This window comes from Streptomyces sp. NPDC051582 (genome assembly GCF_040681715.1).
Classification (GTDB): domain Bacteria; phylum Actinomycetota; class Actinomycetes; order Streptomycetales; family Streptomycetaceae; genus Streptomyces.
The window spans coordinates 69,109-92,450 of sequence record NZ_JBFAZJ010000022.1 but is presented as its reverse complement, the minus strand read 5'-3'; the positions used below and the strand labels follow the sequence as shown (position 1 = coordinate 92,450).

Here is a 23,342-nt window from a genome sequence, read left to right as displayed (position 1 = left end):
CGCCCTTACAGGACCGGGAGGTTCTTGCGGAGTTCGAAGGCCGTGACCTCCGAGCGGTATTCCTCCCACTCCTGCTTCTTGTTGCGCAGGAAGAAGTCGAAGACGTGTTCGCCGAGGGTCTCCGCCACCAGTTCGCTGCGTTCCATCAGGGAGATGGCCTCGCCGAGGTTCTGGGGGAGGGGTTCGATGCCCATCGCGCGGCGTTCGGCGTCGGAGAGGGCCCAGACGTCGTCGTCGGCGCCCGCCGGGAGTTCGTAGCCCTCCTCGATGCCCTTGAGGCCGGCCGCCAGGAGGACCGCGTACGTCAGGTACGGGTTGGCGCCCGAGTCGATCGAGCGGACCTCGACGCGCGAGGAGCCCGTCTTGCCCGGCTTGTACATCGGGACGCGGATCAGGGCCGAGCGGTTGTTGTGGCCCCAGCAGATGTACGAGGGGGCCTCGCCGCCGGAGCCGGCGGTGCGGGAGGAGCCGCCCCAGATGCGCTTGTAGGAGTTCACCCACTGGTTCGTGACCGCCGCCGTTTCCGCGGCGTGGCGCAGCAGGCCCGCGATGAAGGAGCGGCCGACCTTCGAGAGCTGGTACTCGGCGCCCGATTCGTAGAAGGCGTTGCGGTCCCCCTCGAAGAGGGAGAGGTGGGTGTGCATGCCCGAGCCGGGGTACTCGGAGAACGGCTTCGGCATGAAGGTGGCCTGGACGCCCTGTTCCAGCGCCACCTGCTTCATGACGAGGCGGAACGTCATGATGTTGTCGGCCGTCGAGAGGGCGTCGGCGTAGCGGAGGTCGATCTCCTGCTGGCCGGGGGCGCCCTCGTGGTGGCTGAACTCGACCGAGATGCCCATGGATTCGAGCATCGTGATCGCCTGGCGGCGGAAGTCCATGCCGACGTTCTGCGGAGTGTGGTCGAAGTAGCCGGAGTTGTCGGCCGGCACCGGGCGGGTCCCGTCCAGCGGCTTGTCCTTCAGCAGGAAGAACTCGATCTCCGGGTGGGTGTAGAAGGTGAAGCCCAGGTCGGAGGTCTTGTTCAGGATGCGCTTGAGGACGAAGCGCGGGTCCGCGAAGGAGGGGGAGCCGTCCGGCATCAGGATGTCGCAGAACATCCGGGCGGTCCCCGGGGCCTCGGCGCGCCACGGCAGTATCTGGAACGTGCTGGGGTCCGGCTTGGCGATCATGTCGGACTCGTAGACCCGCGCGAAGCCCTCGATGGCCGAGCCGTCGAAGCCGATGCCCTCGTCGAAGGCCTGCTCCAGCTCGGCGGGGGCGACCGCGACGGACTTCAGGAAGCCCAGTACGTCGGTGAACCACAGGCGCACGAAGCGGATGTCGCGCTCCTCAAGCGTCCGGAGGACGAATTCCTGCTGCTTGTCCATGCCTTCATCCTCGCAGTTCAGACGGCCTGTGTACCACCTCCCCCGAGGGCGGGGGCACAGTCGGGCGGGCCCAGTATCGCCAGCCGCGGTTTCCGCCACATTACGCACCCTTGAAAGGTGGCGGCACCCCCGCACTGACCACGGGCCCGTCATGAGCATTACCATCTGCGCCCATGGGGGGCCGGGAGCACATACGACGCGGGCGCATCGGACGCCACGTACGTCGGCGTGCCGTCATCGCGGTCGCCCTTTCGGTGCTGTTCGGAGCCCTGTTCCTGTGCGTACGGCCGGGCGAGCCGCACGCGGGGGCGACCACCGGGACGGCCGCCGTGACGACCGCCGGGACGGCCACACCGGCCGCCGACACCGGGACGCGCGCCGTCTGCGTCGCCCCCGACGAGCCTCCGGGCTGCTCCCCCTTCTCGCACGTGGCCCCCGGCGTGCTGCCCGCTCCGCCGCCCGCCGTGACCGTGCCGGTTTCCGCCCCGGATCACGTCGGGCGCGCCGCCGGCGGCGGGCCGGCCCGGACGCACGCGGCGCTCGCTCGCGCCCCCGATCTCCATGCCCTCCAAGTGCTGCGGACCTGAGGGTCCGGGCGCCGTACCGCGCTCCACCGGATCCATTCCTCCACCCCCCTCAGCAGAAGGATTCAGGGCACATGGCCAGCAGGACCCCTCACGACAGCAACTCCCGCCAGGCGCGCATAGCCGAGATGCGCCGCGCCGAGCAGTCCCGCGACCGGCGCAACAAGGTCCTCGCGATCATCGCCTCCGCGGCCGTCGTCACCGCGCTCGTCGGCTTCGGCGCATGGGTGATGATCGACAAGAAGGAGAAGAAGGACGCCGCGGCCGCGGCCGTCCGCAAGGCCGAGGCCGCCGCGGCGGAGGCCCGCAAGACCCCGGTGGCCGGCGAGCAGTCCTGGGACGCGAAGACGCTGGGCCGCAACCACGTCGAGACCCCGGTGAAGTACCCGATGAACCCGCCGGTCGGCGGCGACCACAGCCCGCGCTGGATGAACTGCGACGGCGACGTCTACAAGAACGCGATCCCCGAGGTGAACGCCGTCCACTCGATGGAGCACGGCGCGGTCTGGGTGACGTACAACGAGAAGGCGGCCAAGGCCGACCTCGACGTGCTCGCCGCGAAGGTGACCAAGACCCCGTACACGCTGATGAGCCCGGACAAGGAGCAGGCGGGCACGATCATGTTGAGTGCCTGGGGCAAGCAGCTGACGGTGGAGAAGGCGGACGACCCCCGGGTCGCGCAGTTCCTCACGAAGTACGTGCAGGGCCAGCAGACCCCCGAGCCGGGGGCGGCCTGCACCAACGGGCTGGCCGAGAAGTGACCCGTACGTACTGGGCGGCCGGGACGGCCGTCCTGCTCGCGCTGCTGTTCGCGGCGGGGGCGACGGTCACCGCCGCGAGCGACAGTGACGCCGACGGCTCCCGTACGCCGTCCCGGGCACCGGGCCTCTACTCGGCGGACGCGGGCTTCGCCCGGGACATGGCCGTGCACCACCAGCAGGCGGTGGAGATGTCGTTCATCGTGCGGGACCGCACCAAGGACGAGCCGGTGCGCGGCCTCGCGTACGACATCGCCAACACCCAGGCCAACCAGCGGGGCATGCTGCTGGGCTGGCTGGACCTGTGGGGGCTGCCGAAGGTGGTGGCCGACGAGCCGCCGATGTCCTGGATGGGAACGGCCGACCGGCACGGCGGGCACGGTGCGGCCTCGGCCGGTCACGACATGAGCGGGCACGACGCGGCCGGGGACGACACGGCCGGTCACGACATGAGCGGGCACGACATGGGCGGGGCCACCACCAAGCCCGGCGCGCTCATGCCCGGCATGGCCACCAAGGAGGAGCTCGCGCAGCTCGGCGCCGCCGAGGGCCGGGACGCGGAGGTGCTCTACCTCCAGCTGATGACCGACCACCACAAGGGCGGGGTCGCGATGGCCCAGGGCTGCGCGAAGCAGTGCGAGACCCCCGCCGAGCGGGCGCTGGCCCAGGGCATGGTCGAGGCGCAGCAGTCGGAGCTCACCCTCATGGCGGACATGCTGAAACAGCGCGGGGCCGCACCGCGCGGGTGACGGGACACGCTCGTACGGTGGGGGGAGGCGTCCTCTCACCCGTACGGGCGTGTGCTCGGCCGCGTGGGAACGCCGCGGCCGGGCGCGACCGCGACCCGGCCGGGTACGGCGTGCTTGCTCAGGAGGTTCAGCGATGACGACCGCCGCAGACATCATGCACCCCGGGGCCCAGTGGATCCCCGCAACCGAGACCCTCGACCGGGCCGCCCAGCTGATGGCCCGGCTCAACGTGGGTGCCCTGCCCATCAGTGACGCCGACGAGCGGCTGTGCGGCATCCTCACCGACCGCGACATCGTCGTGAACTGCGTGGCCAAGGGACACGACCCGGCGAGGGTCACCTGCGGTGACATGGCCCACGGCACCCCGCGCTGGATCGACGCGGGCGCGGACGTCTCCGACGTCCTGGAGGAGATGGGGAGCCACCAGATCAAGCGGCTGCCCGTCATCAGCAACAAGAGGCTGGTCGGCATGATCAGCGAGGCCGACCTGGCCCAGCACCTCTCCGACGAGCAGCTGGCGGCCTTCGTGGAGCGGGTCTACGCGAGGCTCTGACCGGACCCGTCCGACGGCCCTCGCCCACCGGGCCGCCGCGCCCCCGCTTCCCCCGCGTCCGCGTCCGCGTCCGCGTCCGCGTCCGCGTCCGCGTCCAGGATCGCGCGCGCCACCAGGCCCGGGCGGTCCAGCATGACCAGGTGCCCCGCAGGCTCGGCCACCTCGAAGCGGGCGCCGAGCCGGGCGGCCAGCTCCGCCTGGCGCCCGAGCCAGCGCAGGGCTCCCCGCCGCGACGAGCCGTCGTACCCCGCCAGGACGGTGACGGGGGCGGCCTGCGGGCGCCCGGTCCGCAGCGCGAGCACCTCGGCGGCGGTGTCGGGGTAGCGGGCGTTCTCCAACAGGGCGCCGCGCCAGACCCGGCCGGTGCGGTAGCAGCGGCGTACGAGTTCCCGCGCCGCCGGGTCGGGACCACCCGTGCGGGAGGCCCGTACGGCGGCGCGGCGCGCGAGCGGGCCCAGCGCCGCGGGCAGCCCCGCCGCGGTCAGGGTCCGGCCGAGCACGCGCGCGGCGCCGGTGCGCACCCCGGCGGGCAGCACCGTACGGGGGTCCTCCTCGACGCTGGTGTCGACCAGGACCAGGGCGGCGGTGCGCTCGGGGTACAGCCGGGCGAAGGCCTCGGCGTGGAACCCGGCGACCGAGTGCCCGGCGACGGTGGCCGGGCGGCCGCCGAGGCCGAGCGCGTCGAGCAGCCCGGCGATCCGGCGAGCCTCCCCGGCGGCGGTCGGCGGGGAGGTGGCGGGGGCGCTCAGCCCGTGCCCGGGGCGGTCGAAGCGGATCACCGTACGGCCCTGCGCGACGAGCAGCGCGGCCACGGGATCCCAGTCGAACCAGGCCATCGCGAGCCCGGCGCTCAGCACCACGGGCGGCCCGCCCCGCCCGGCAGCGCTCCCCTCCGCCCGGCGCCCCTCCACGACCACGTGCAGCGGAACCCCGTCCACCCGTACGAAGCACCCCGGCGTCCCCGGCGCCCCCGGCGCCCCCGGGCTCACGTGCGCCGCTCCTTGTGGACGGAGTACGCGAGCAGGCCCAGCCAGAGCGCCACGAGCAGCACCTGCATCCGCTGCCCGGCGCCGAGCGCCCAGGTCCCGCGCCCTGCGGTGAACAGGGCGATGGCGGTCAGGGTCCAGACGGTGGCCAGCAGTTCCAGTACGACGAGGGCGGGACCGTAGCGGGCGAGCGGGGCGAGCCGGCGGTAGCGGCGGGCGGCGAAGGTGAGGGCGACGATCCCGACGAGGGCGCCGGTCATGGCGAGGCTGCTGCTGACGGCGTGCGCCTGGTGGGTGGCCGGGACCAGGCCGGCGGTCTCGCGGGCGGCGCACACGGGGTCCGCGGTGGGCGTGCAGCTGAGCGGGAGCCAGGCGTCGGCGGCGGTGGCCGCGCCGAACAGGGTGACGCCGGCCCAGCCGGCCAGCGACCAGGGGCGCCGGGACCCGTCCCGCAGTTGCCAGGCGAGGCCCAGCAGGCCACCCGCGAAGGCGAGCAGGCCCGCGGTGAAGTCGGTGGCCCGGAACAGCCCGCCGAGCGGCTGGTCCTGGGCCGCCAGCTCGCTGACGTACGTCTCGATGGGGTTCAGACCGGTGGACAGCACGACTTCGAGCACCCAGGCGGTGTACGCGGCGGCGCCCAGGCCGATGAGGAGGGCGACCGGCCACGGATTCCTGGCGAACGGACCCTTTTCGGGACTTGTGGACATACGGTGCATCATCCTCAACACGGCGGACCCGGTCCTACGATCAGATACCCACCCGGGGTAGGGTTCCGGCCATGACGCGCCCTGCCCAGCGCACCGTGCGGCGAGCCACCCGGTGGCCCCGGCCGCTGCTGCTCGCTGCGCTGCTCCTGGGCATCGTCACCATGCACACCCTGGGCCATCCGAGTCGGTCCCACGCCATGGAAGACGCGACCGCGGTCGCCGTCGTTGCCTCGCCCCGGCATGCGACCGGCCACACCGCCGGGCACCCCGCGGGCCACGCGGTCCCCACGGACCCCTCGGACCCCACGGACCCCTCGGTCCACGCGGTCCACACGGTCCACGCGGTCCACGCCCCCGGTGACCGGACACCCGCCGCCGAGGCCCCGCCGGCCGGCACCGGCATGGACCCGATGTCGGTGTGCCTGGCCGTGCTCGGCGGGCTCACCCTGCTGATCCTGGGCGCCGGACCGGCCGGCTCCCGCGACGCCGCGCCGCTCGGGGGCGCGGCCCGCGCGCCGGGCCGGTCCGGCGGACCCGATCCGCCCTCGCCCCGCGAACTCCTCACGCGGCTGGCGGTCCTGCGCCTATAGCGGCGGCACCCGCTGCCGCCCCCGCATGCCCGCGCACGGGCGGCCGGCGGCAGCAGACGGCGCCCATTCGCTCGTACGACACGTCACGAGGTGCTTCCATGCGCTCTCTTCCCAGCCACTCCAGCCACTCTGGCCAAACCAGCCACACAGGCCACACGGGCCGCCCCGGCCGCCCCACCCGCCGCGCCGTCCTCGGCGCCACCGCCGCCCTCGCCGGTTCGGGGCTGCTCGCCGCCTGCTCGGACGGCGGCTCCGGCACGTCCGACGGCACCGGCACGGACCACGGCTCCATGCACCACGGCGGCCCCTCCCCCGCCGCCTCGCCGGGCGGCTACGTCGACCCCGCCGGGCCCGAGGTGCGGGCGGCCGAGGCCGCCCGCAGGGCCACCGGACCGGTCTCCGAGGTCAAGCTGACCGCCACCGCGACCCCGCTCGACCTCGGCGGCGGGCTCACCGTCCGCTCCTGGGCGTACGGGGACCGGCTGCCCGGCCAGGAGGTCCGGGTCACCGCGGGCGGCACCCTCGCCCTGACCCTGGCCAACAACCTCCCGCAGGCCACCTCCCTGCACTGGCACGGCCTCGCCCTGCGCAACGACATGGACGGGGTCCCGGGCCTGACCCAGCGGGACATCGCCCCGGGCGGGTCCTTCCCGTACCGCTTCGCCGTCCCGAACCCGGGGACGTACTGGTTCCACCCCCACTCGGGCGTCCAGCAGGACCGCGGTCTGTACGCGCCGCTCATCGTCGAGGACCCCAAGGAGCCCCTCTCGTACGACCAGGAGTGGGTGGTGGTGCTGGACGACTGGGTCGACGGGGTGGACGGCTCCACCCCGGACGCGGTACTCGCCGAACTCCGCAAGGGCATGGACATGAGGACGGGCGGCGGCCACGCGGGCCACGGCGGCGGCGCCCCGAAGACCCCGGAGGCCCACGGCGCGCCCTCGCGCCTGCTCATGGGCGGCGAGAGCGACGTCCTCGGCAAGGACCCGGGCGACGTGGCGTACCCGTACTACCTGGTCAACGGCCGGACGGCGCAGGACCCCTCGGTCTTCACCGCCAAGCCGGGCGACCGGATCCGGATCCGGATCGTCAACGCGGGCGGGGACACCGCCTTCCGGATCGCCCTCGGCGGACACGAACTGACGGTCACCCACACCGACGGCCACCCGGTCGAGCACGCGAAGACCGGCTGCCTGCTGCTCGGCATGGGCGAGCGGTACGACGTACTGGTCACCGCGCGGGACGGGGTGTTCCCGCTGACCGCGCTCGCCGAGGGCAAGGGCGGCCCGGCCTCGGCGCTCGCCCTGTTGCGCACCGGGTCCGGTACGGCGCCCACGGCCGCGACCCGGCCCGCCGAACTGGCGGGGAGGCCGCTGACGGCGGAAGCGCTGCGGGCGGCGGAGCCCGCCGTACTGCCGGCCCGTACGCCGGACCGCACGATCCGCATCGAACTGACCGGCGGGATGGCGAAGTACGACTGGGCCTTCGACGGCAAGCCGTACACCCCGGACCAGCGGCATCCGGTGAAGGCGGGCGAACGGGTCCGGCTGGAGTTCAACAACTCCACAACGATGTGGCACCCGCTGCACCTGCACGGGCACACCTTCGCCCTCGGCGGGGGCGCGGGCGGCGCGCGCAAGGACACCGCTCTGATCCTTGCGAACTCGAAGCTGACGGTGGACTTCGACGCCGACAACCCCGGGCTGTGGATGGCCCATTGCCACAACGTGTACCACGCGGAGGCGGGGATGATGACGGTGCTCGGCTACCAGCGGTAGCCCCATGAGCAGGGGTTCGGCCCCCGGTGCGGCCCGGTGCGGGCCGGGGGCCGAATTCCCTTGGAGCCGTCAGAGGCGCATGGCAGGCTTGGCGATCACCGCGTACACCACCACCGTGAGGACTCCTGCCAGGTATGAGCACGCCCCCGAACCAGCCCAGCACCCCGTCCGGTACGCCGACGGAGCCCGCGGGCACGCCCATACCGGAGCCGGCCGCCGAGCCGGCTCAGCCGCTCTCCCTCCAGAAGACCCCGCAGCCGGAAGTCCTGCCCGAACCGGCAGCCGAACCGGCAACCGAACCGGCAGCCGAGGCGGCACCCGAACCGCAGCCCGCCGCGGTTCCGGAGCCCGCGCCGACGCCGGAGCCGACCCCGGAGCCGAGCCCGGAGCCGACCCCGGCCCCCGCGCCGTCGCAGCCCGCGCGCGTCGACCCCTTCGCACCCCCCGCGCCCGGGTCCTTCGCACCGCCCGCCGGCCCCGTCCCCCCGGCCCCCTCGTTCGGCGCGCCCGTGCCGCCCGTACCGCCCGCCGGCGGCCCCTGGGGCGCCCACGCCCCCGGCGCCACCCCGGGCAACCCGTGGGGCACCCCCGCCCCGAGCGCCACCAACGGCCTGGCCGTCGCCGCCCTCACGCTCGGCATCGCCGCCGTGATCATCGGCATCATCCCGTTCCTCTTCTGGGCGGGCGGCATCCTCGCCCTGGTCGGCATCGGCATCGGCATCGGCGCCCTCGTCCGCGCCTCGAAGGGCGCCGGCCGCAAGGCGATGGCCGTCACCGGCACGATCTTGGCCGTGCTGGGCCTCGGCGCCTCGGCCGGAGGCCTCTTCCTCACCGGCTACGTCGTCACGAACGTGGCCGACAAGAAGCTCCGCGAGGGCTGGGAGGCCCCGTCCGAACTCGACGGCGGCATGCCGCCGTACCCGGCGCCCTCGCCGACGCCCTCGCCCAAGCAGGTCCCCGGCATCGATTCCCCGCTGGCGTTCGGCGAGACGTACACGTACCCGAACGGCATCAAGGTGACCCTCTCGAAGCCGAAGAAGTACGTCACGAAGAACAAGTACTCGACGGTCGAGAACGCGGTGGAGTTCACGCTCACCATCACCAACAACTCCCCCGAGACCCACAACGTCATCTACGCGGTCCCCAACGTCCGCGACGACAAGGGCATGACCGCCAAGCTGGCCTTCGACGGCGGCGACGTCCCGAAGATGATCCGGGGCGACATCCTGCCCGGCGAGTCCGCCAGCGGGATCCTGGCGTACGAGGTCCCCGAGGGCACCGAGCACTTCGTCGCGGACATCTCCCCCGGCATCAGCCTGCCCAGCGCGAAGTTCAGCGGCTCCATCGGCTGACCCGCAGACCCCGTACGACACGGCAGGAGGCACGGCCCCAGGACATCGCGTCAGAAAGACGATTACACTGGGCCCGTGCCTCAACTTCGCCTCGCTCTGAATCAGATCGACTCGCAGGTCGGCAACATCGCCGCCAACGCCGACTCGGTCGTCCACTGGACCCGGCACTCCGCCGAGCAGGGCGCCCACCTGGTGGCGTTCCCGGAGATGATGCTGACCGGGTACCCCGTCGAGGACCTCGCCCTGCGCGCCTCCTTCGTCGAGGCCTCCCGTACGGCGCTGCGCGAACTCGCGGCGCGGCTGGCGGCCGAGGGCTTCGGCGGACTGCCGGTCGTCGTCGGCTACCTCGACCGGACGGAGCGGGCCGCCCCCCGGCTCGGCCGCCCCGCCGGCTCCCCGGAGAACGCGGCGGCCGTGCTGTACGGCGGGAAGGTCGCCCTGCGCTTCGCCAAGCACCACCTCCCCAACTACGGCGTGTTCGACGAGTTCCGGTACTTCGTGCCGGGCGACACGCAGCCGGTCATCCGGGTGCGCGGCGTCGACGTGGCCCTGGCCATCTGCGAGGACCTCTGGCAGGAGGGCGGCCGCGTCCCGGCCACCCGCTCCGCCGGGGCCGGGCTGCTGATCTCCGTCAACGCCTCGCCGTACGAGCGCAACAAGGACGACGTGCGCCTCGAACTGGTCGGCCGGCGCGCCAAAGAGGCCGGCTGCACCCTCGCCTACCTGGCGATGATCGGCGGCCAGGACGAGCTGGTCTTCGACGGGGACTCGATCGTCGTCGGCGCCGACGGCGAGGTCATCGCCCGCGCCCCGCAGTTCTCCGAGGGCTGCGTCCTCGTCGACCTCGACCTGCCCGCCGCCCGGGCCGACGCCCCCGAGGGCATCGTCGCAGACGGGCTGCGCATCGACCGCGTGATCCTCTCCGAGGAGCCGGTGCAGCCGTACGAGCCCGTGGTCACCGGCGGTTACGCCGACCGCCTGGACGACGACGAGGAGGTCTACGACGCGCTGGTCGTGGGCCTGCGCGCGTACGTCAGGAAGAACGGCTTCCGCTCCGTCCTGATCGGGCTCTCCGGCGGCATCGACTCCGCGCTCGTCGCGGCCATCGCCTGCGACGCGATCGGCGCGCAGAACGTGTACGGCGTGTCGATGCCCTCGAAGTACTCCTCGGACCACTCCAGGGGCGACGCCGCCGACCTGGCCGACCGGACCGGCCTGAACTTCCGGACCGTGCCGATCGAGCCGATGTTCGACGCGTACATGGGCTCGCTGGGCCTGAGCGGCCTGGCGGAGGAGAACCTCCAGTCCCGGCTGCGCGGCACGATGCTGATGGCGCTCTCGAACCAGGAGGGCCACATCGTGCTGGCCCCGGGCAACAAGTCGGAGCTGGCCGTCGGCTACTCGACCCTGTACGGGGACTCGGTGGGCGCGTACGGCCCGATCAAGGACGTCTACAAGACGGACGTCTTCCGGCTCGCGCGCTATCGCAACCGGGCCGCCGCCGAGCGCGGCGAGACTCCGCCGATCCCGGAGAACTCCATCGTCAAGCCGCCGAGCGCCGAACTGCGCCCCGGCCAGGTGGACACGGATTCGCTGCCGGACTACCCGGTGCTCGACGCGATCCTGGAGCTGTACGTGGACCGCGACCAGGGCATCGACACGATCGTCGAAGCCGGCTTCGACCGCGCGCTGGTCGCCAAGACCCTGCGCATGGTGGACACGGCCGAGTACAAGCGGCGCCAGTACCCGCCGGGCACGAAGATCTCGGCGAAGGGCTTCGGGAAGGACCGCCGGCTGCCCATCACCAACGGCTGGCGCGAGCACGCGTAGCCGGGAGCGGCAGAAGGGGCCCCGGCGCCGAAGCGCCGGGGCCCCTCTCTCACCCGTACGGGCGTACAGGCGTACGGGCTACGGCTTCACGCTCACCCGCGCGGCGACCGGCAGGTGGTCGCTGCCGGTGCGCGGCAGGGTCCAGGAAGCCTCCGGCTTGATCCCGCGGACCATGATCTGGTCGATCCGGGCCATCGGGAACTGGGCGGGCCAGCTGAAGCCGAAGCCGTCGCCCGCCGCGCCCTGCGTGGAGCGCATCTGCGAGGTGACCTCGGACAGGGACCGGTCGTTCATGGTGCCGTTGAGGTCGCCGAGCAGGATGACCTTCTTGAGCGGTTCGCCGGCGAGCGCGCTGCCCAGGGCGCCGGCGCTGTTGTCACGCTGGTTGGCGGTGAATCCGGCGTTGAGCTTGACCCGGACGGAGGGCAGGTGGGCGGCGAAGACGGCGATCTTGCCGTACGGGCTGTCCACGGTGGTGCGCATGGCTCGGGTCCAGCCCATCTTGATGTCGACGGGCGCGCTGGAGCTGAGCGGGTACCTGCTCCACACGCCGACCGTGCCCTCGACGGAGTGGTACTTGTACGCGCCCGCCAGGGCCTGCTCGTAGACGGGGACGGCGCTCCCCTTGAGCTCGGTCAGGGCCAGCACGTCGACGCCGGACCCGGCGATCTGGGCGGCGGTGCCCTGCGGGTCGGGGTTGTCGGCGTCGACGTTGTGCGTGGCGACCGTCAGGTTGCCGCCGGAGCCGGACTTGTCGAGGACCAGGCTGCCGAAGAGGTTCACCCACACGACGGCCGTCAGCAGTATCGCGATCAGGGCGGTCGCCGACTTGCGCACGACGGCCGCGGCGAGCAGCAGCGGCACGGCCAGGCCCAGCCAGGGGAGGAAGGTCTCGGTGAGGCTGCCGAGGTTGCCCACGTCGTTCGGAAGCTCGGCGTGGAAGATCATGACCAGTGAGATCAGGGCGGCCAGGGCGGCGGTCACGACCCCGCGCCGCCAGATGCCCCGGTCCCGGCTCAGCCCGGCCAGTCGGCGCCGGAGGCGGGATCCGGAGGGCTCGGGCTCCGAGCCGCCGTTCCCCGTCTCCGTCATGTACGCCTGTGCCATGCCACTGCCCTCGCTGCCGTGCTTGCGCTCCGTCCCCGCACCTTGACCCTAGGCGATGGACGGAGCCTTCCGTGCCGTTGTTCCGGCCGTACGTCCGGGAGGACGAACGGCCGTGTGGCCGAGGTTCCGCTTGTCACGAAACGCGCACATTGCCTTCCGCGCGCGCCGAACCGCCGGGAAGGGGACCATGAGAGGACCAAGAGGGGGCCATGAGGGTGCAGGCAGTGCTCCTCGCGTACGGACGGAGTGTGACGTACGGGTCCTCTCACCACTTTCGCCACGGGCCCGGCAGGTGCCACCATGGTGGGTGAGTCCGGGGACGCCGTAAGGGCGCCTCGAGATGACATCAAGGAGCAGTTGCAATGACGCATGCCGTTTCGCCTGCCCGCGAAGCCGCCGCCCCCAGCCTGTACGGGGGCAAGCGCAACCGACGGACCACCGTCCGCGACCTCACCCTCGCCAAGGAGCGCGGCGAGAAGTGGCCCATGCTCACGGCCTACGACGCGATGACCGCCTCCGTTTTCGACGAGGCCGGCATCCCGGTCATCCTCGTCGGCGACTCCATGGGCAACTGCCACCTCGGCTACGAGACCACCGTCCCGGTGACGATGGACGAGATGACCATGCTCTCGGCCGCGGTCGTACGCGGCACCAGCCGGGCCATGGTCGTCGGTGACCTGCCGTTCGGCTCGTACCAGGAAGGCGCCGTGCAGGCGCTGCGCAGCGCCACCCGCCTCGTGAAGGAGGCCGGTGTCGGAGCCGTGAAGCTGGAGGGCGGCGAGCGCTCGCTGCACCAGACGGAGCTGATCGTGCAGTCCGGCATCCCCGTCATGTCCCACCTGGGCCTGACCCCGCAGTCCGTGAACGCCATGGGCTACCGGGTGCAGGGCCGCGGCGACGAGGCCGCGCACCAGCTGCTGCGCGACGCCAAGGCCGCGCAGGACGCGGGCGCCTTCGCGGTGGTGCTGGAGCTGGTCCCGGCCGAGCTGGCCGCCGAGGTCACCCGGTCCCTGCACATCCCGACGGTCGGCATCGGGGCCGGCGCGGAGTGCGACGCGCAGGTGCTGGTGTGGACGGACATGATGGGCCTGACCGGCGGGAAGATGCCGAAGTTCGTGAAGCAGTACGCGAACCTGCGCGCGACCATGGGCGACGCGGCGAAGGCCTTCGCCGAGGACGTGGTCGGCGGAACGTTCCCGCAGGCCGAGCACAGCTTCCACTGACCGGCTGAGCCCGTACCGGAAGCCCGCCGGCGCTGCGCCGGCGGGCTTTCCGGCGTTCCGGGGGCTCCCGGGGGCTTCCGGACGGCTCCCTGTCGGCTGTCTGTCGGTCCACTGTCGGTGCGTTGTCGGTGGCGGATGGTCCCATGGTGGACATGACGCGAAACGACAAGAATCCCCTGAGCGGCTCGCACGCCGTTGAGGTACGGGGGCTGGTCAAGCACTACGGCGAGACGAAGGCCCTGGACGGGGTCGACCTGGACGTCCGCGAGGGCACGGTCCTCGGTGTACTCGGCCCCAACGGCGCCGGCAAGACCACCCTCGTGCGCTGCCTGTCCACCCTGATCGTCCCGGACGCCGGGACAGCGACCGTCGCCGGCTACGACGTGGTCCGCCAGCCGCGGCAGCTGCGCCGCACCATAGGCCTCACCGGCCAGTACGCCTCGGTCGACGAGAAGCTCTCCGGCTGGGAGAACCTCTACATGATCGGCCGCCTGCTCGACCTGTCCCGCAAGGACGCCCGTTCGCGCGCCGACGAGCTGCTGGAGCGGTTCTCGCTCACCGACGCCGCCAAGAAGGCCGCGATGAACTACTCCGGCGGCATGCGCCGCCGGCTCGACCTGGCCGCCTCGATGATCGGCCGCCCGGCCGTCCTGTACCTGGACGAACCGACCACCGGCCTCGACCCCCGCACCCGCAACGAGGTGTGGGACGAGGTGCAGCGGATGGTCGCCGAGGGGGCCACCGTCCTGCTCACCACCCAGTACATGGAGGAGGCCGAGCAGCTCGCGAACGAGCTGACGGTCATCGACAAGGGCAAGGTCATCGCCAACGGCAAGGTCGACGAGCTGAAGGCCCGTGTCGGCGGCCGGACCCTGCGGATCCGCCCCGTCGACTCCTCCGACCTGCCGGGCATGGCCCGTTCTCTCGCGGAGACCGGGCTCGACGGGGTCGCCGGCTCGCAGGCCATTCCGGACGAGGGCGTGCTGCTGGTCCCGATCCTGAGCGACGAGCAGCTGACCGCCGTGGTGGGCCTGCTGGCCGCCCGCGGGTACGCGATCGCCGACCTCGGCACCTACCTGCCGAGCCTGGACGAGGTGTTCCTGGCCATCACGGGCCAGCGGCCCACCGCCGAGGACTCCGTTCCCACCGAGAAGACCGAGGAGGTCGCGGCATGAGCACCGTCACCACCACCAAGCCCGCGCCCGCCCCGGAGGCGACGGCGTCCGCCCCGACCGGCGAGGGCCGGATCGGCCTGCGGGCCAATCTGCGGCACATCGGCGCCCTGGTGCGCCGCAACGCCCTTCAGATCAAGCAGGACCCGGAGTCGATGTTCGACGTCCTGTTCATGCCGATCATCTTCACGCTGCTGTTCGTGTTCGTCTTCGGCGGCGCGATCTCCGGCAAGGGCCAGCAGGAGGCGTACGTCAACTACGTCGTCCCGGGCCTGATGGCCATGATGGGCATGAACATCGCCATGGGCGTCGGCACCGGCGTCAACGACGACTTCAAGAAGGGCGTGATGGACCGGTTCCGGTCCATGCCGATCGCCCGGTCGTCCGTCCTGATCGCCAAGATCGTCGTCGAACTCGGCCGGATGATGGTCGCCATCGCGATCCTGCTCGCCGTGGGCTTCATGCTCGGCCTGTCGATCAAGACCTCGGTGTTCGACCTGTTCCTGTCCATCGGCCTGTCGGCGGTCTTCGGCGCCTCGCTGATGTGGATCTTCATCCTGCTCGGCCTCACCATGAAGACCGCGCAGGCCGTCCAGGGCATGGCGATGCTGGTCCTGATGCCGCTGCAGTTCGGCAGCTCGATCTTCGCCCCGCCGTCGACGATGCCCGGCTGGCTGCAGTCCTTCACGGACTACAACCCGCTGTCCAACCTGGCCGACGCGGCCCGCGGCCTGATCAACGGCGGCGCGGTCGCCCACCCGGTGACGGTGACCCTGATCTGGTCGGTCGCCATCACGGCGGTCACCATGCCGCTCGCAGTCCGCAAGTTCCGCCAGAAGACCTGATCCGGAGCGCCGGTCCGTTCCGGATCGCGTCCCGGACGGACCCCGCACGGGAGCCGGGTCAGATGAGGGCGGTGGCCTCCTCCAGGGTGAGGCCGCCGCCTTCGGCGCATGCCGCCGCGTACGCGGCCTCGCCGAGCACGGCCCGCGTCAGCTCCTCGGCGCGGGCCGCGTCCTCGCGTTCCGTGCTGACGGGGAAGTGCTGGGCCGGCAGCTGGGCCCGGTAGGCACCGAGCAGTCGCGCCGCGGCGTACGCGTGCTCCCCGCCGCCGAGGCGGGCGTGCGAGAGGGCCGCCGTCAGCAGGTTCACGGCGGGCATCTGCGGGGCGACCATGAGGGCGAGGGGGTCCCGGGCGGCCTCCGGCATGGCCTTGCGCAGATGGGCGAGGGCGTCCTCGTACGCGCCGGCCTGGTTCTCCAGCCAGGCCATCACGCCGAGCAGGAACCCGTCGAAGACGGCGAAGGCGCCGAGCGCGAACTCCTCGCGCATCATCCGCAGTTGCCGGCGGGCCTCGGGGACGCGGCCGGTGCGGCCGAGGATGCTCGCGAGGAACATCCGGGCGACCGGCAGCGCCTCGTTGCCGTAGCTGAGCGGGGCGGCCAGCAGTCCGCCGAGGATCTCCTCGGCCTCGGCGAGTTCGCCGGTCTCGACGAGGGTCCCGGCCATCCGTACGCGCAGGACCGTGACCTGGGACCGGGCGCCGAGCCGCTCCGCGTGCTCGATCGCCGCCCGGAAGTCCTCGGCGGCCCCCGCGTACTCGCCGCGCTTCTCCCGGGATTCGGCCCGGGCGGAGAGGGCCTCGGCGCAGCCCCAGTCGTCGCCCAGCGACTCGAAGATGGCGTGGCTCTCGTCGGCGTCGCGCGCCGCGTCCCCGGACCACGCGGCCCGGTTGGCCAGCCAGTTGGCCCGCACCTGGAGGGTGCCGGCCAGCTCCCAGCGGTAGTCCAGCTCCCGTGCGGTGTCGACGGAGGTGTCGAGGACCCGTTGGAGCAGTTCGGAGTCCCCGCTGATGATCACGGCGTAGACCCACAGGCCCCCCGGGTTCCGGCAGGTCTGCGGCAGACCCGGCCGGTAGGCGGCGACGATCCCCTCGATCTCCTCCCGGATCCCCGGCGCATCCCAGGTCTCGTTGGTCTGGTCGCGCGAGGCGAGCCGGATCAGCCGGATGCCGCGCCAGGCCTCGGTGAGCAGTTCCCCGCTGTACGGCGGAGGCGTGTCCACGACCTGTGCGTACACCGGTTCTGCGGGCACGACGGGCGCTTGGAAGGGGTCGGGGCCGAGTGCGGCTGCGGCTTCGGCCCAGTGCCGGGACTCGGCGCGCAGTTCGTGCATCGACCAGTACCAGGCGAGCGAGTGGACGAGGCAGAGCACCTCGCCGGTGTCGCGGGCGGCGATGGCGCGGCGCAGCGCGCTGCGGAGGTTCTCGTACTCGGTGGCGAACCGCCGGGTGGCCTCGCGCTGGCGGCGGCCGCGCAGCAGCGGGTCGGTGGTGCGGGCGAGTTCGCGGTAGTACGTGAGGTGGCGGCGCTCGGTGGCCGCGCGGTCCCCGTCGGCCTCGGCGAGGCGCTCGGCGGCGTACTCGGCGACCGTCTCCAGGAGCCCGTAGCGCATGCCGGTGCCGTCGGGTCCGGGGGCGGCGACGACGAGGGACTTGTCGACGAGGGAGCCGAGGAGGTCCAGGACCTCGGGGGTGCCGGGATCGGTGCAGACGGCTTCGGCGGCGGAGATGTCGCAGCCGCCGGAGAAGACGGAGAGGCGGCGCAGCACGGCCCGTTCGGGTTCGTCGAGGAGGTCCCAGGACCAGTCGACGACGGCGCGCAGGGTCTGCTGGCGGGGCAGTACGGTGCGGGCGCCGCCGGTCAGGAGCCGGAAGCGGTCGTCGAGCCGGTCGGCGATCTGGCGCGGGGTGAGCAGGCGCAGCCGGGCCGCGGCCAGCTCGATGGCGAGCGGCAGCCCGTCCAGGCGGCGGCAGATCTCGGCGGCGGCCGCGGGGTCGTCTTCGGTACGGAACCCGGGCCGGGCGGCGGCCCCCCGGTCTCCCAGGAGCCGGAGCGCCACGGGGTCGGGCAGCGGCTCCACCGGGCGCAGGAACTCCCCCGGCACGCCCAGGGGTTCGCGGCTGGTGGCCAGGATCCGGACGCCGGGGCAGCGGGCGAGGAGCTCCTCGGCGAGCTCGGCGGCGGCTCCGATGACGTGCTCGCAGTTGTCCAGGATGAGCAGGGTGCGCCGCCGCGCGCAGTGCTCCGCGAGCCGGTCGAGGGCCTGGTCGCCGGTGCGGTCGGTCAGCGCCCGCAGTTCCTCGGCGGCGCCGCCGCGCAATTTGGTCTCGCGGGCGCCGAGTGCGGTCAGGGCGGCCTCGGCCACGTCCTCGGGGTCGCCGTGCCCGTCGATGGACGCCAGCTCCACGAGCCACACCCCGTCGGACCAGGCCTCGGCGGCGTGCTCGGCGGCTTCCTGGGACAGCCGGGTCTTCCCGGCCCCGCCGGGCCCGAGCAGGGTGACGAGCCGGGCCCGCCCGAGCTCCTCGCCGATGGCCCGGATGTCGCCCTCGCGCCCCACGAAGCTGGTCACCCGGGCCCGCAGGTTCCCCGGTCGGCGGGCTCCGGATCCGCCGGACGCCCCGGCGGGGGCCGGCGCCGGGGCGGGATGCGCGGCCCCGGCTCCGGGTGTGCCCGCGCCACCCGGATCCGGCGACCGCCCGCCGTGTCGCGGACCGGCAGCCGGGCCGGCGGGCACGCCGGGAGCCGGGGTGAGGAGTTCCGTGTGGAGGGTGCGCAGGGCCGGGCCCGGGTCGGTGCCCAGGCGGGCGGCGAGCTCGCGCCGGACGGCCTCGTAGGCGGCGAGTGCCTCCGCCGGGCGGCCCGTGTCGCGCAGGGCGCGGATCCGCAGGGCCTGGAGCGGCTCGTCCAGCGGGCGCTCCCCGCACAGCGCGGTCAGTTCCGGGAGGGCCCGCTCCGCTTCGCCCAGCGCCAGGGCCGCCGCGAGCCGGCCGCGCCGCGCGTCCAGACGTACGGCCTCCCAGCGGGCGGACTCGGCCGCCGCGTCCGGCAGATCGGCCAGCGCCGGGCCGCGCCACAGCGCCAGGGCCTCCTCGTACAGGGCGGCGGCCTCGGCCGGATCCGGGGACGCGCCGCCGGCCCGGGCGAGCCGCTCGAAGCGGTACAGGTCGACGTCCTCGCCCGCGGCGTCGAGCAGGTACCCGCCCTCGGCCGAGCGCACCGCCCCGTGTCCCAGCGCCCTGCGCAGCCGGCCCACCAGCGCCTGGAGCGCGGCCTGGGCGTCCGCCGGGCGGTCGCCGTCCCACACCTGCTCCACCAGGAGGTGCACCGGCACCGCCCGCCCGGGGCGAAGGGCGAGCGCGGTGAGCAGCGCCCGCAGGCGTGTTCCGCCGACGGCGACGGGACTCCCGTCGTCGCGGCTGGCCTGGGCAGTGCCGAGAATCGCGTAACGCACCGGACCATTGTCGCTGCCCGGAGGCCGGGCCCCGTACTCCTTTTGGCCCCGCGCCCGGGATAGGTTTCGCCGCATGGGTCATCAGGGCAGCCGCGGCGAGCGGCAGATCAGTTCCGTATTCCTCGGCATCTTCGCCGTCATGGCGGTCACCGGCTGGGCCGTGTGGACGGGGTACTCGACGAGCACCGGCCTGGCCGTGTTCCTCTTCGTGACCTCGGCGTGGGTCGTCTCGCTCTGCCTGCACGAGTACGCGCACGCCCGCACCGCCCTGCACAGCGGCGACCTCTCGGTCGGGGCCAAGGGCTATCTGACCCTGAACCCGCTGAAGTACACGCACGCGCTGCTCAGCATCGTCCTGCCGGTGATCTTCGTGATCATGGGCGGGCTGGGCCTGCCCGGCGGCGCGGTGTACATCGAACGGGACCGGATCCAGGGCCGCTGGAAGCACAGCCTCATCTCGGCGGCGGGCCCGCTGACCAACGTGGCCTTCGCGGTCGTGTGCACGGCGCCGTTCTGGCTGAACGCCCTGGACGGGGTCCCGATGGCGTTCCGCTTCGCGCTCGCGTTCCTCGCGCTGCTCCAGGTCTCGGCGGCGATCTTGAACTTCCTGCCGGTCCCGGGCCTGGACGGCTACGGGATCATCGAGCCCTGGCTCTCGTACCGGATCCGCCGCGAGGTGGCGCCGCTGGCGCCGTTCGGGCTGATCGCGGTGTTCGCGCTGCTGTGGATCCCGGAGGTCAACGGGTTCTTCTTCGACGTGGTGCGCAACCTGCTGGACACGCTGGGCGTGTCCGACCTGGAGACCTACTGCGGCCGCGACCTCTACCGCTTCTGGCAGGACACGAACGGCTACTGCGCGGTGCCGCAGGGCTGACCCGGCACAGGGCGGTACGGCCGCCCGGTGGGCGATCCCTCTACGAGGTGCGGGTGACCGCGGCCTTCTGCGCCTTCGCCTTGCGCAGGTAGAACCAGGCCATGTTCGACGTGAGGCCGGCCAGCAGCACCCAGATGATGCCCAGGAAGCTGCCCTCCACGAAGGCGACCACGGCCGCGGCCACGGACAGGACGCAGACGACGATGGCGAACACGGCAAGGCGGGGCATGGGGAACAGCTCCTCGGCGACACGGAACGGGGTCGAACCCCACCAGTCTCCCCCATGCCCCGCAGTGCTCCCGTAAAGGCGTCCCACGGACCCCGCATTCCGCTTCCGCCCCTCTTTCGGCGTTTCCCGATCTTCCGCGCGGCACGCCGCTACGGTCGCCGGGTACGGAGGAACGACAGTCCGGTCTGCACGGTCCGCCACGGCCGGAGCCGGGCGACCGGGGGGGATGGACATGCAGGAGATCTCAAAGGGCGCCAACGTCAGCCTGACGGCCCTCAGCGAAGACGCCGGGGCCGTGGTGGTGAGCCTGAGCTGGAGCAGTGTGTCGGGGGCCGGCGACGCGGACGTCTCCGTGCTCCTCGTGGACGCGAACGGCAAGGTTCGCAGCGAGGACGACTTCTACTTCTACAACAACCCGGCCGCCGCCGACGGAAGCGTGCAGCTGCTGGGCAAGACGCCGACCGGGAACGGGGACGAGGACCGGATCGGTGTGGACCTGACCGCCGTGCCCGAGGGGGTCGAGCGGATCGTGGTGGCGGCCAGCCAGTACGGGGGCGCCCGGTTCGGGGACCTGGACGACCTGCGGATGACGGTCGCGGACCGCTCCGGCGAACCGCTGGTCGGGTTCTCCATCCAGGACGCGGGTGTGGAGACGGCGTTCATCTTCGGTGAGCTGTACCGGCGCGGCGAGGAGTGGAAGTTCCGCGCGGTCGGGCAGGGCTACGAGACCGGGCTGGCCGGGCTGGCCACCGACTTCGGCATCGCCGTGACCGAGGAGACGGAGGAGGCCGGGCAGTGCGCAGAGGCCGGGGAGGCCTCGGACCCGGGCGGGGCGGGGGACGGCTCCGACGCCGTCGTCGCCATGGAGAAGACGCCCGGCGCGGAGCAACAAGCGATCGCACCGGAACCGGCACCCGCACCCGCACCCGCACCGGAAGCGGAAGCGGCACCGGCGGAGCCCGTCGCCGTGCCCGCCCAGACCCGCGGCCGGGGCCCCCGTACGACCACGACGAAGAAGAAGGTCACCCTGCCCAAGGTGGCCAGGAGCTCGCTCGCCGAGAACGACGCCTGGCGCCCGGCCCGGCTGTTCCCCGTACCGTCGTTGAAGAGCGACAAGGAGCGGGAGGTGCGCGCCACTTCCGTGCTGCTGTCCGTGATGGCGCAGGTCCCGGAGTTCGGCCGCCGCCTCACCGCCGCCTTCGGCGCCCCCGCCGGACGGATGCAGACCTTCACCGAGGTGTCCCTTCCCCACGGCGACACCCCGCGCCGCCCGGACGGCGTGATCCGGGTCGAACGCGCCGGGAAGCTCTGGACGGCCCTGGTCGAGACCAAGACGAACGGCAACCCGCTCAAGCCGGAGCAGGTGCAGGAGTACATGGACATCGCCGCCCGCCGCGGCTACGAGGCCGTGATCACGCTGTCCAACGACGTGGCCCTCGAAGGCGTGCCCATGGTGGACGTCAAGATCGACGGACGGCGCAAGCACAAGGTCAGCCTCTGGCACCTGTCCTGGGCCGAGGTGGCCCACCAGGCCCAGATGCTGATCCGCCACGAGGGAGTGGGCAACGCCGCGCACGCCTGGCTGCTCCAGGAGCTGCTGGAGTACCTGCGGCACGACCAGTCGGGGTGCCACGGGTTCCAGAACATGGGCGCCGCCTGGGTGCCCGTGCGCAAGGGGATCGAGGACGAGACCCTCGCCTCCGACGACCCGCGCGCCGTCGAGGTCGTCGAGAGCTGGGAGCGGCTGATCCGCCAGGTCTGTCTGCGCCTGGGCGGGGAGCTCGGCCAGAAGGCGCTCCCGGTGCAGCGCATCCGGCGCGGCAGCGACCCGCAGGCGCGCCGTGCGGCCGCCGCCGAGAGGCTCTGCCTGGACGGGCGGCTCACCGCGGAGCTGCGCATCGACGGGACGAGCAGCGTCATCGCGGTGACCGCCGATCTGCGGACGGGCAAGGTCCGCACCTGCGTGGACGTGCCGGCGCCGGAGGGCTCGTACCCGCTGACCACGGTGAAGCGGCTGGTCCGGCTGCTGGCCGAGGCCCCGGCGGACCTGCACGTGGAGACCCTCGTCGAGGCCGGGAACGGACCGCGCGGCACGCTGGAGCGGCTGCGCCCCGAGCCGGGCGACCTGCTCCCCAAGGGCGGGGCGGCCCCCACCGGGTTCCGCTTGTCACTGATCAAGGGCATGGGCAACACCCGCGGCAATACGGAGTCCGGTTTCATCCGCAGCGTCGACGAGGCGGTGGACCGTTTCCACCAAGGGGTCGTGGCGCACCTGGGGCCCCTGGAGGCTCGCGCCGGCCGCCGGGGCTGAAGCGGGAGGCCGTGCCCTTGCGCCCGGCTGCTGCCGCCGGGCGCAAGGGGGGATCGATCAGACGTCCGTGACGCGCAGGCCCGAGTGGGCCTTGTACCGGCGGTTGGTGGAGATGAGGTTCGCCACCAGGGACTCGACCTGGTGGGCGTTGCGCAGGCGGCCCGCGAAGACTCCGCGCATGCCCGGGATGCGGGCGGCCAGGGCCTGGACGACGTCGGTGTCGGCGCGGACCTCGCCGAGGACCATCACGTCGGTGTCGATCTCCTCGACCGACTCGTCCTGGAGCAGGACCGCCGAGAGGTGGTGGAAGGCCGCCGTCACGCGGGAGTCCGGGAGCAGGGCCGCGGCCTGCTGGGCGGCGCTGCCCTCTTCGACCTGGAGGGCGTAGGCGCCCTGCTTGTCGAAGCCGAGCGGGTTGACGCAGTCCACCACCAGCTTGCCCGCGAGGTCCTCGCGCAGGGCTTCGAGGGTCTTGGCGTGGCCCTCCCACGGCACCGCGATGATCACGATGTCGCTGCGGCGCGCGCACTCGGCGTTGTCCGCGCCCTCCACGCCGAGGCCCAGCTCGTCGGCGGCGCTCCGGGCGCGGTCGGCGGCGCGGGATCCGATGATCACCTTCTGGCCGGCCCGGGCGAGCCGGTAGGCCAGGCCCCGGCCCTGGTCGCCGGTGCCGCCGAGGACGCCGACGACGAGGCCGGAGACGTCCGGCAGGTCCCACGGGTCCTTGGCCGGCGTCTTCGCCGGCGCCTTCGCGGCGGCCGCGGCCTCGGCGGGCGCGTTCTGAGTGCTGTCTGTGGAGGTCATGGGGGCGAGGGTAATGCCGTGATCGCGAGAGGCGAACGCACATGCGCCCGCCCGGTCGGGCGAAGCGGGGCG

At 73.0% G+C, this 23,342-nt stretch carries 20 protein-coding genes; 13 read left to right on the top strand and 7 right to left on the bottom strand.

Going from position 1 to position 23,342, the window contains the following annotated elements:
* Nucleotides 1–5: 5 nt before the first annotated feature.
* Entirely contained in the window at nt 6–1,367 is a 1,362-nt protein-coding gene (locus tag AB0M92_RS26435; RefSeq protein WP_030156261.1) for a glutamine synthetase family protein, read from the bottom strand.
* Between the two features lie 173 nt (nt 1,368–1,540).
* Between AB0M92_RS26435 and AB0M92_RS26430 the strand changes: the two genes are divergently transcribed.
* The 4 genes from AB0M92_RS26430 to AB0M92_RS26415 all read left to right on the top strand — a co-directional run bounded on the left by AB0M92_RS26430 (nt 1,541) and on the right by AB0M92_RS26415 (nt 4,011).
* Nucleotides 1,541–1,954 (top strand): hypothetical protein, encoded by a 414-nt coding sequence (locus AB0M92_RS26430; RefSeq protein ID WP_366104779.1) that lies wholly within the window; start codon nt 1,541–1,543, stop codon nt 1,952–1,954.
* A gap of 71 nt (nt 1,955–2,025) precedes the next feature.
* Nucleotides 2,026–2,712 carry a DUF3105 domain-containing protein gene (locus AB0M92_RS26425; protein ID WP_366104778.1) on the top strand — a complete coding sequence of 229 codons (687 nt, stop codon included), beginning with the start codon at nt 2,026–2,028 and terminating at the stop codon, nt 2,710–2,712.
* Nucleotides 2,709–3,458 carry a DUF305 domain-containing protein gene (locus AB0M92_RS26420; protein ID WP_366104777.1) on the top strand — a complete coding sequence of 250 codons (750 nt, stop codon included), beginning with the start codon at nt 2,709–2,711 and terminating at the stop codon, nt 3,456–3,458. The genes AB0M92_RS26425 and AB0M92_RS26420 overlap by 4 nt, the downstream gene beginning before the upstream one ends.
* Nucleotides 3,459–3,591: 133 nt before the next feature.
* Nucleotides 3,592–4,011, top strand: coding sequence for a CBS domain-containing protein (locus AB0M92_RS26415; protein ID WP_366104776.1), 420 nt, complete (start codon nt 3,592–3,594; stop codon nt 4,009–4,011).
* On the opposite strand, the gene AB0M92_RS26410 is transcribed toward AB0M92_RS26415, so the two are convergent.
* Nucleotides 3,996–5,000 (bottom strand): alpha/beta hydrolase, encoded by a 1,005-nt coding sequence (locus AB0M92_RS26410; protein ID WP_366104775.1) that lies wholly within the window; start codon nt 4,998–5,000, stop codon nt 3,996–3,998. The genes AB0M92_RS26415 and AB0M92_RS26410 overlap by 16 nt on opposite strands.
* Nucleotides 4,997–5,704, bottom strand: a complete 708-nt coding sequence (locus AB0M92_RS26405; RefSeq protein ID WP_366104773.1) for a DUF998 domain-containing protein — start codon at nt 5,702–5,704, stop codon at nt 4,997–4,999. Before AB0M92_RS26405 ends, AB0M92_RS26410 begins: the two co-directional genes overlap by 4 nt.
* A 71-nt stretch (nt 5,705–5,775) precedes the next feature.
* On the opposite strand from AB0M92_RS26405, the gene AB0M92_RS26400 reads away from it, so the two are divergent.
* The 4 genes from AB0M92_RS26400 (at nt 5,776) to AB0M92_RS26385 (ending at nt 11,254) form a co-directional block, all read left to right on the top strand.
* Nucleotides 5,776–6,294 carry a hypothetical protein gene (locus AB0M92_RS26400; RefSeq protein WP_366104772.1) on the top strand — a complete coding sequence of 173 codons (519 nt, stop codon included), beginning with the start codon at nt 5,776–5,778 and terminating at the stop codon, nt 6,292–6,294.
* A gap of 98 nt (nt 6,295–6,392) precedes the next feature.
* The gene (locus tag AB0M92_RS26395) at nt 6,393–8,072 is read left to right on the top strand and encodes a multicopper oxidase family protein (RefSeq protein ID WP_366104771.1); all 1,680 of its coding nucleotides are present in this window, start codon (nt 6,393–6,395) and stop codon (nt 8,070–8,072) included.
* 134 nt (nt 8,073–8,206) lie between these two features.
* Nucleotides 8,207–9,424, top strand: a complete 1,218-nt coding sequence (locus AB0M92_RS26390) for a hypothetical protein (RefSeq protein WP_366104770.1) — start codon at nt 8,207–8,209, stop codon at nt 9,422–9,424.
* 75 nt (nt 9,425–9,499) lie between these two features.
* On the top strand, nt 9,500–11,254 hold the full coding sequence (locus tag AB0M92_RS26385; RefSeq protein ID WP_366104769.1) for an NAD+ synthase: 1,755 nt from the start codon (nt 9,500–9,502) through the stop codon (nt 11,252–11,254).
* 78 nt (nt 11,255–11,332) lie between these two features.
* Here AB0M92_RS26385 and AB0M92_RS26380 read toward each other — a convergent pair whose 3' ends face one another.
* Nucleotides 11,333–12,361, bottom strand: coding sequence for an endonuclease/exonuclease/phosphatase family protein (locus AB0M92_RS26380; RefSeq protein WP_366104768.1), 1,029 nt, complete (start codon nt 12,359–12,361; stop codon nt 11,333–11,335).
* Between the two features lie 362 nt (nt 12,362–12,723).
* Here AB0M92_RS26380 and panB point away from each other — a divergent pair, with 362 nt between their 5' ends.
* From panB to AB0M92_RS26365, 3 genes are all read left to right on the top strand, one after another.
* Nucleotides 12,724–13,584 carry a 3-methyl-2-oxobutanoate hydroxymethyltransferase gene (panB, locus tag AB0M92_RS26375; protein WP_048478244.1) on the top strand — a complete coding sequence of 287 codons (861 nt, stop codon included), beginning with the start codon at nt 12,724–12,726 and terminating at the stop codon, nt 13,582–13,584.
* A gap of 143 nt (nt 13,585–13,727) precedes the next feature.
* On the top strand, nt 13,728–14,759 hold the full coding sequence (locus AB0M92_RS26370; RefSeq protein ID WP_366104767.1) for an ATP-binding cassette domain-containing protein: 1,032 nt from the start codon (nt 13,728–13,730) through the stop codon (nt 14,757–14,759).
* Nucleotides 14,756–15,601, top strand: a complete 846-nt coding sequence (locus tag AB0M92_RS26365; RefSeq protein ID WP_366104766.1) for an ABC transporter permease — start codon at nt 14,756–14,758, stop codon at nt 15,599–15,601. Before AB0M92_RS26370 ends, AB0M92_RS26365 begins: the two co-directional genes overlap by 4 nt.
* A 58-nt stretch (nt 15,602–15,659) precedes the next feature.
* Here the strand turns inward: AB0M92_RS26365 and AB0M92_RS26360 are convergent, their stop codons facing one another.
* The gene (locus AB0M92_RS26360) at nt 15,660–19,052 is read right to left on the bottom strand and encodes a BTAD domain-containing putative transcriptional regulator (protein ID WP_366104765.1); all 3,393 of its coding nucleotides are present in this window, start codon (nt 19,050–19,052) and stop codon (nt 15,660–15,662) included.
* A 73-nt stretch (nt 19,053–19,125) separates the two neighbouring features.
* Here AB0M92_RS26360 and AB0M92_RS26355 point away from each other — a divergent pair, with 73 nt between their 5' ends.
* On the top strand, nt 19,126–19,926 hold the full coding sequence (locus tag AB0M92_RS26355; protein WP_366104764.1) for a site-2 protease family protein: 801 nt from the start codon (nt 19,126–19,128) through the stop codon (nt 19,924–19,926).
* Between the two features lie 40 nt (nt 19,927–19,966).
* Here AB0M92_RS26355 and AB0M92_RS26350 read toward each other — a convergent pair whose 3' ends face one another.
* Nucleotides 19,967–20,155 carry a hypothetical protein gene (locus AB0M92_RS26350; RefSeq protein WP_366104763.1) on the bottom strand — a complete coding sequence of 63 codons (189 nt, stop codon included), beginning with the start codon at nt 20,153–20,155 and terminating at the stop codon, nt 19,967–19,969.
* A 232-nt stretch (nt 20,156–20,387) separates the two neighbouring features.
* Here AB0M92_RS26350 and AB0M92_RS26345 point away from each other — a divergent pair, with 232 nt between their 5' ends.
* Entirely contained in the window at nt 20,388–22,466 is a 2,079-nt protein-coding gene (locus AB0M92_RS26345) for a TerD family protein (protein WP_366104762.1), read from the top strand.
* A 57-nt stretch (nt 22,467–22,523) separates the two neighbouring features.
* Here AB0M92_RS26345 and npdG read toward each other — a convergent pair whose 3' ends face one another.
* The gene (gene npdG / locus AB0M92_RS26340; RefSeq protein ID WP_366104761.1) at nt 22,524–23,270 is read right to left on the bottom strand and encodes an NADPH-dependent F420 reductase; all 747 of its coding nucleotides are present in this window, start codon (nt 23,268–23,270) and stop codon (nt 22,524–22,526) included.
* Between the last annotated feature and the right edge of the window lie 72 nt (nt 23,271–23,342).

What these genes read in the sequence shown, in the direction of transcription:
- AB0M92_RS26435 (WP_030156261.1), bottom strand. Translation starts at nt 1,367, where the DNA reads ATGGACAAGCAGCAGGAATTCGTCCTCCGGACGCTTGAGGAGCGCGAC.
- AB0M92_RS26430 (WP_366104779.1), top strand. Translation starts at nt 1,541, where the DNA reads ATGGGGGGCCGGGAGCACATACGACGCGGGCGCATCGGACGCCACGTA.
- AB0M92_RS26425 (WP_366104778.1), top strand. Translation starts at nt 2,026, where the DNA reads ATGGCCAGCAGGACCCCTCACGACAGCAACTCCCGCCAGGCGCGCATA.
- AB0M92_RS26415 (WP_366104776.1), top strand. Translation starts at nt 3,592, where the DNA reads ATGACGACCGCCGCAGACATCATGCACCCCGGGGCCCAGTGGATCCCC.
- AB0M92_RS26405 (WP_366104773.1), bottom strand. Translation starts at nt 5,704, where the DNA reads ATGTCCACAAGTCCCGAAAAGGGTCCGTTCGCCAGGAATCCGTGGCCG.
- AB0M92_RS26400 (WP_366104772.1), top strand. Translation starts at nt 5,776, where the DNA reads ATGACGCGCCCTGCCCAGCGCACCGTGCGGCGAGCCACCCGGTGGCCC.
- AB0M92_RS26395 (WP_366104771.1), top strand. Translation starts at nt 6,393, where the DNA reads ATGCGCTCTCTTCCCAGCCACTCCAGCCACTCTGGCCAAACCAGCCAC.
- AB0M92_RS26390 (WP_366104770.1), top strand. Translation starts at nt 8,207, where the DNA reads ATGAGCACGCCCCCGAACCAGCCCAGCACCCCGTCCGGTACGCCGACG.
- AB0M92_RS26380 (WP_366104768.1), bottom strand. Translation starts at nt 12,361, where the DNA reads ATGGCACAGGCGTACATGACGGAGACGGGGAACGGCGGCTCGGAGCCC.
- panB (WP_048478244.1), top strand. Translation starts at nt 12,724, where the DNA reads ATGACGCATGCCGTTTCGCCTGCCCGCGAAGCCGCCGCCCCCAGCCTG.
- AB0M92_RS26370 (WP_366104767.1), top strand. Translation starts at nt 13,728, where the DNA reads ATGGTGGACATGACGCGAAACGACAAGAATCCCCTGAGCGGCTCGCAC.
- AB0M92_RS26365 (WP_366104766.1), top strand. Translation starts at nt 14,756, where the DNA reads ATGAGCACCGTCACCACCACCAAGCCCGCGCCCGCCCCGGAGGCGACG.
- AB0M92_RS26355 (WP_366104764.1), top strand. Translation starts at nt 19,126, where the DNA reads ATGGGTCATCAGGGCAGCCGCGGCGAGCGGCAGATCAGTTCCGTATTC.
- AB0M92_RS26350 (WP_366104763.1), bottom strand. Translation starts at nt 20,155, where the DNA reads ATGCCCCGCCTTGCCGTGTTCGCCATCGTCGTCTGCGTCCTGTCCGTG.
- AB0M92_RS26345 (WP_366104762.1), top strand. Translation starts at nt 20,388, where the DNA reads ATGCAGGAGATCTCAAAGGGCGCCAACGTCAGCCTGACGGCCCTCAGC.
- npdG (WP_366104761.1), bottom strand. Translation starts at nt 23,270, where the DNA reads ATGACCTCCACAGACAGCACTCAGAACGCGCCCGCCGAGGCCGCGGCC.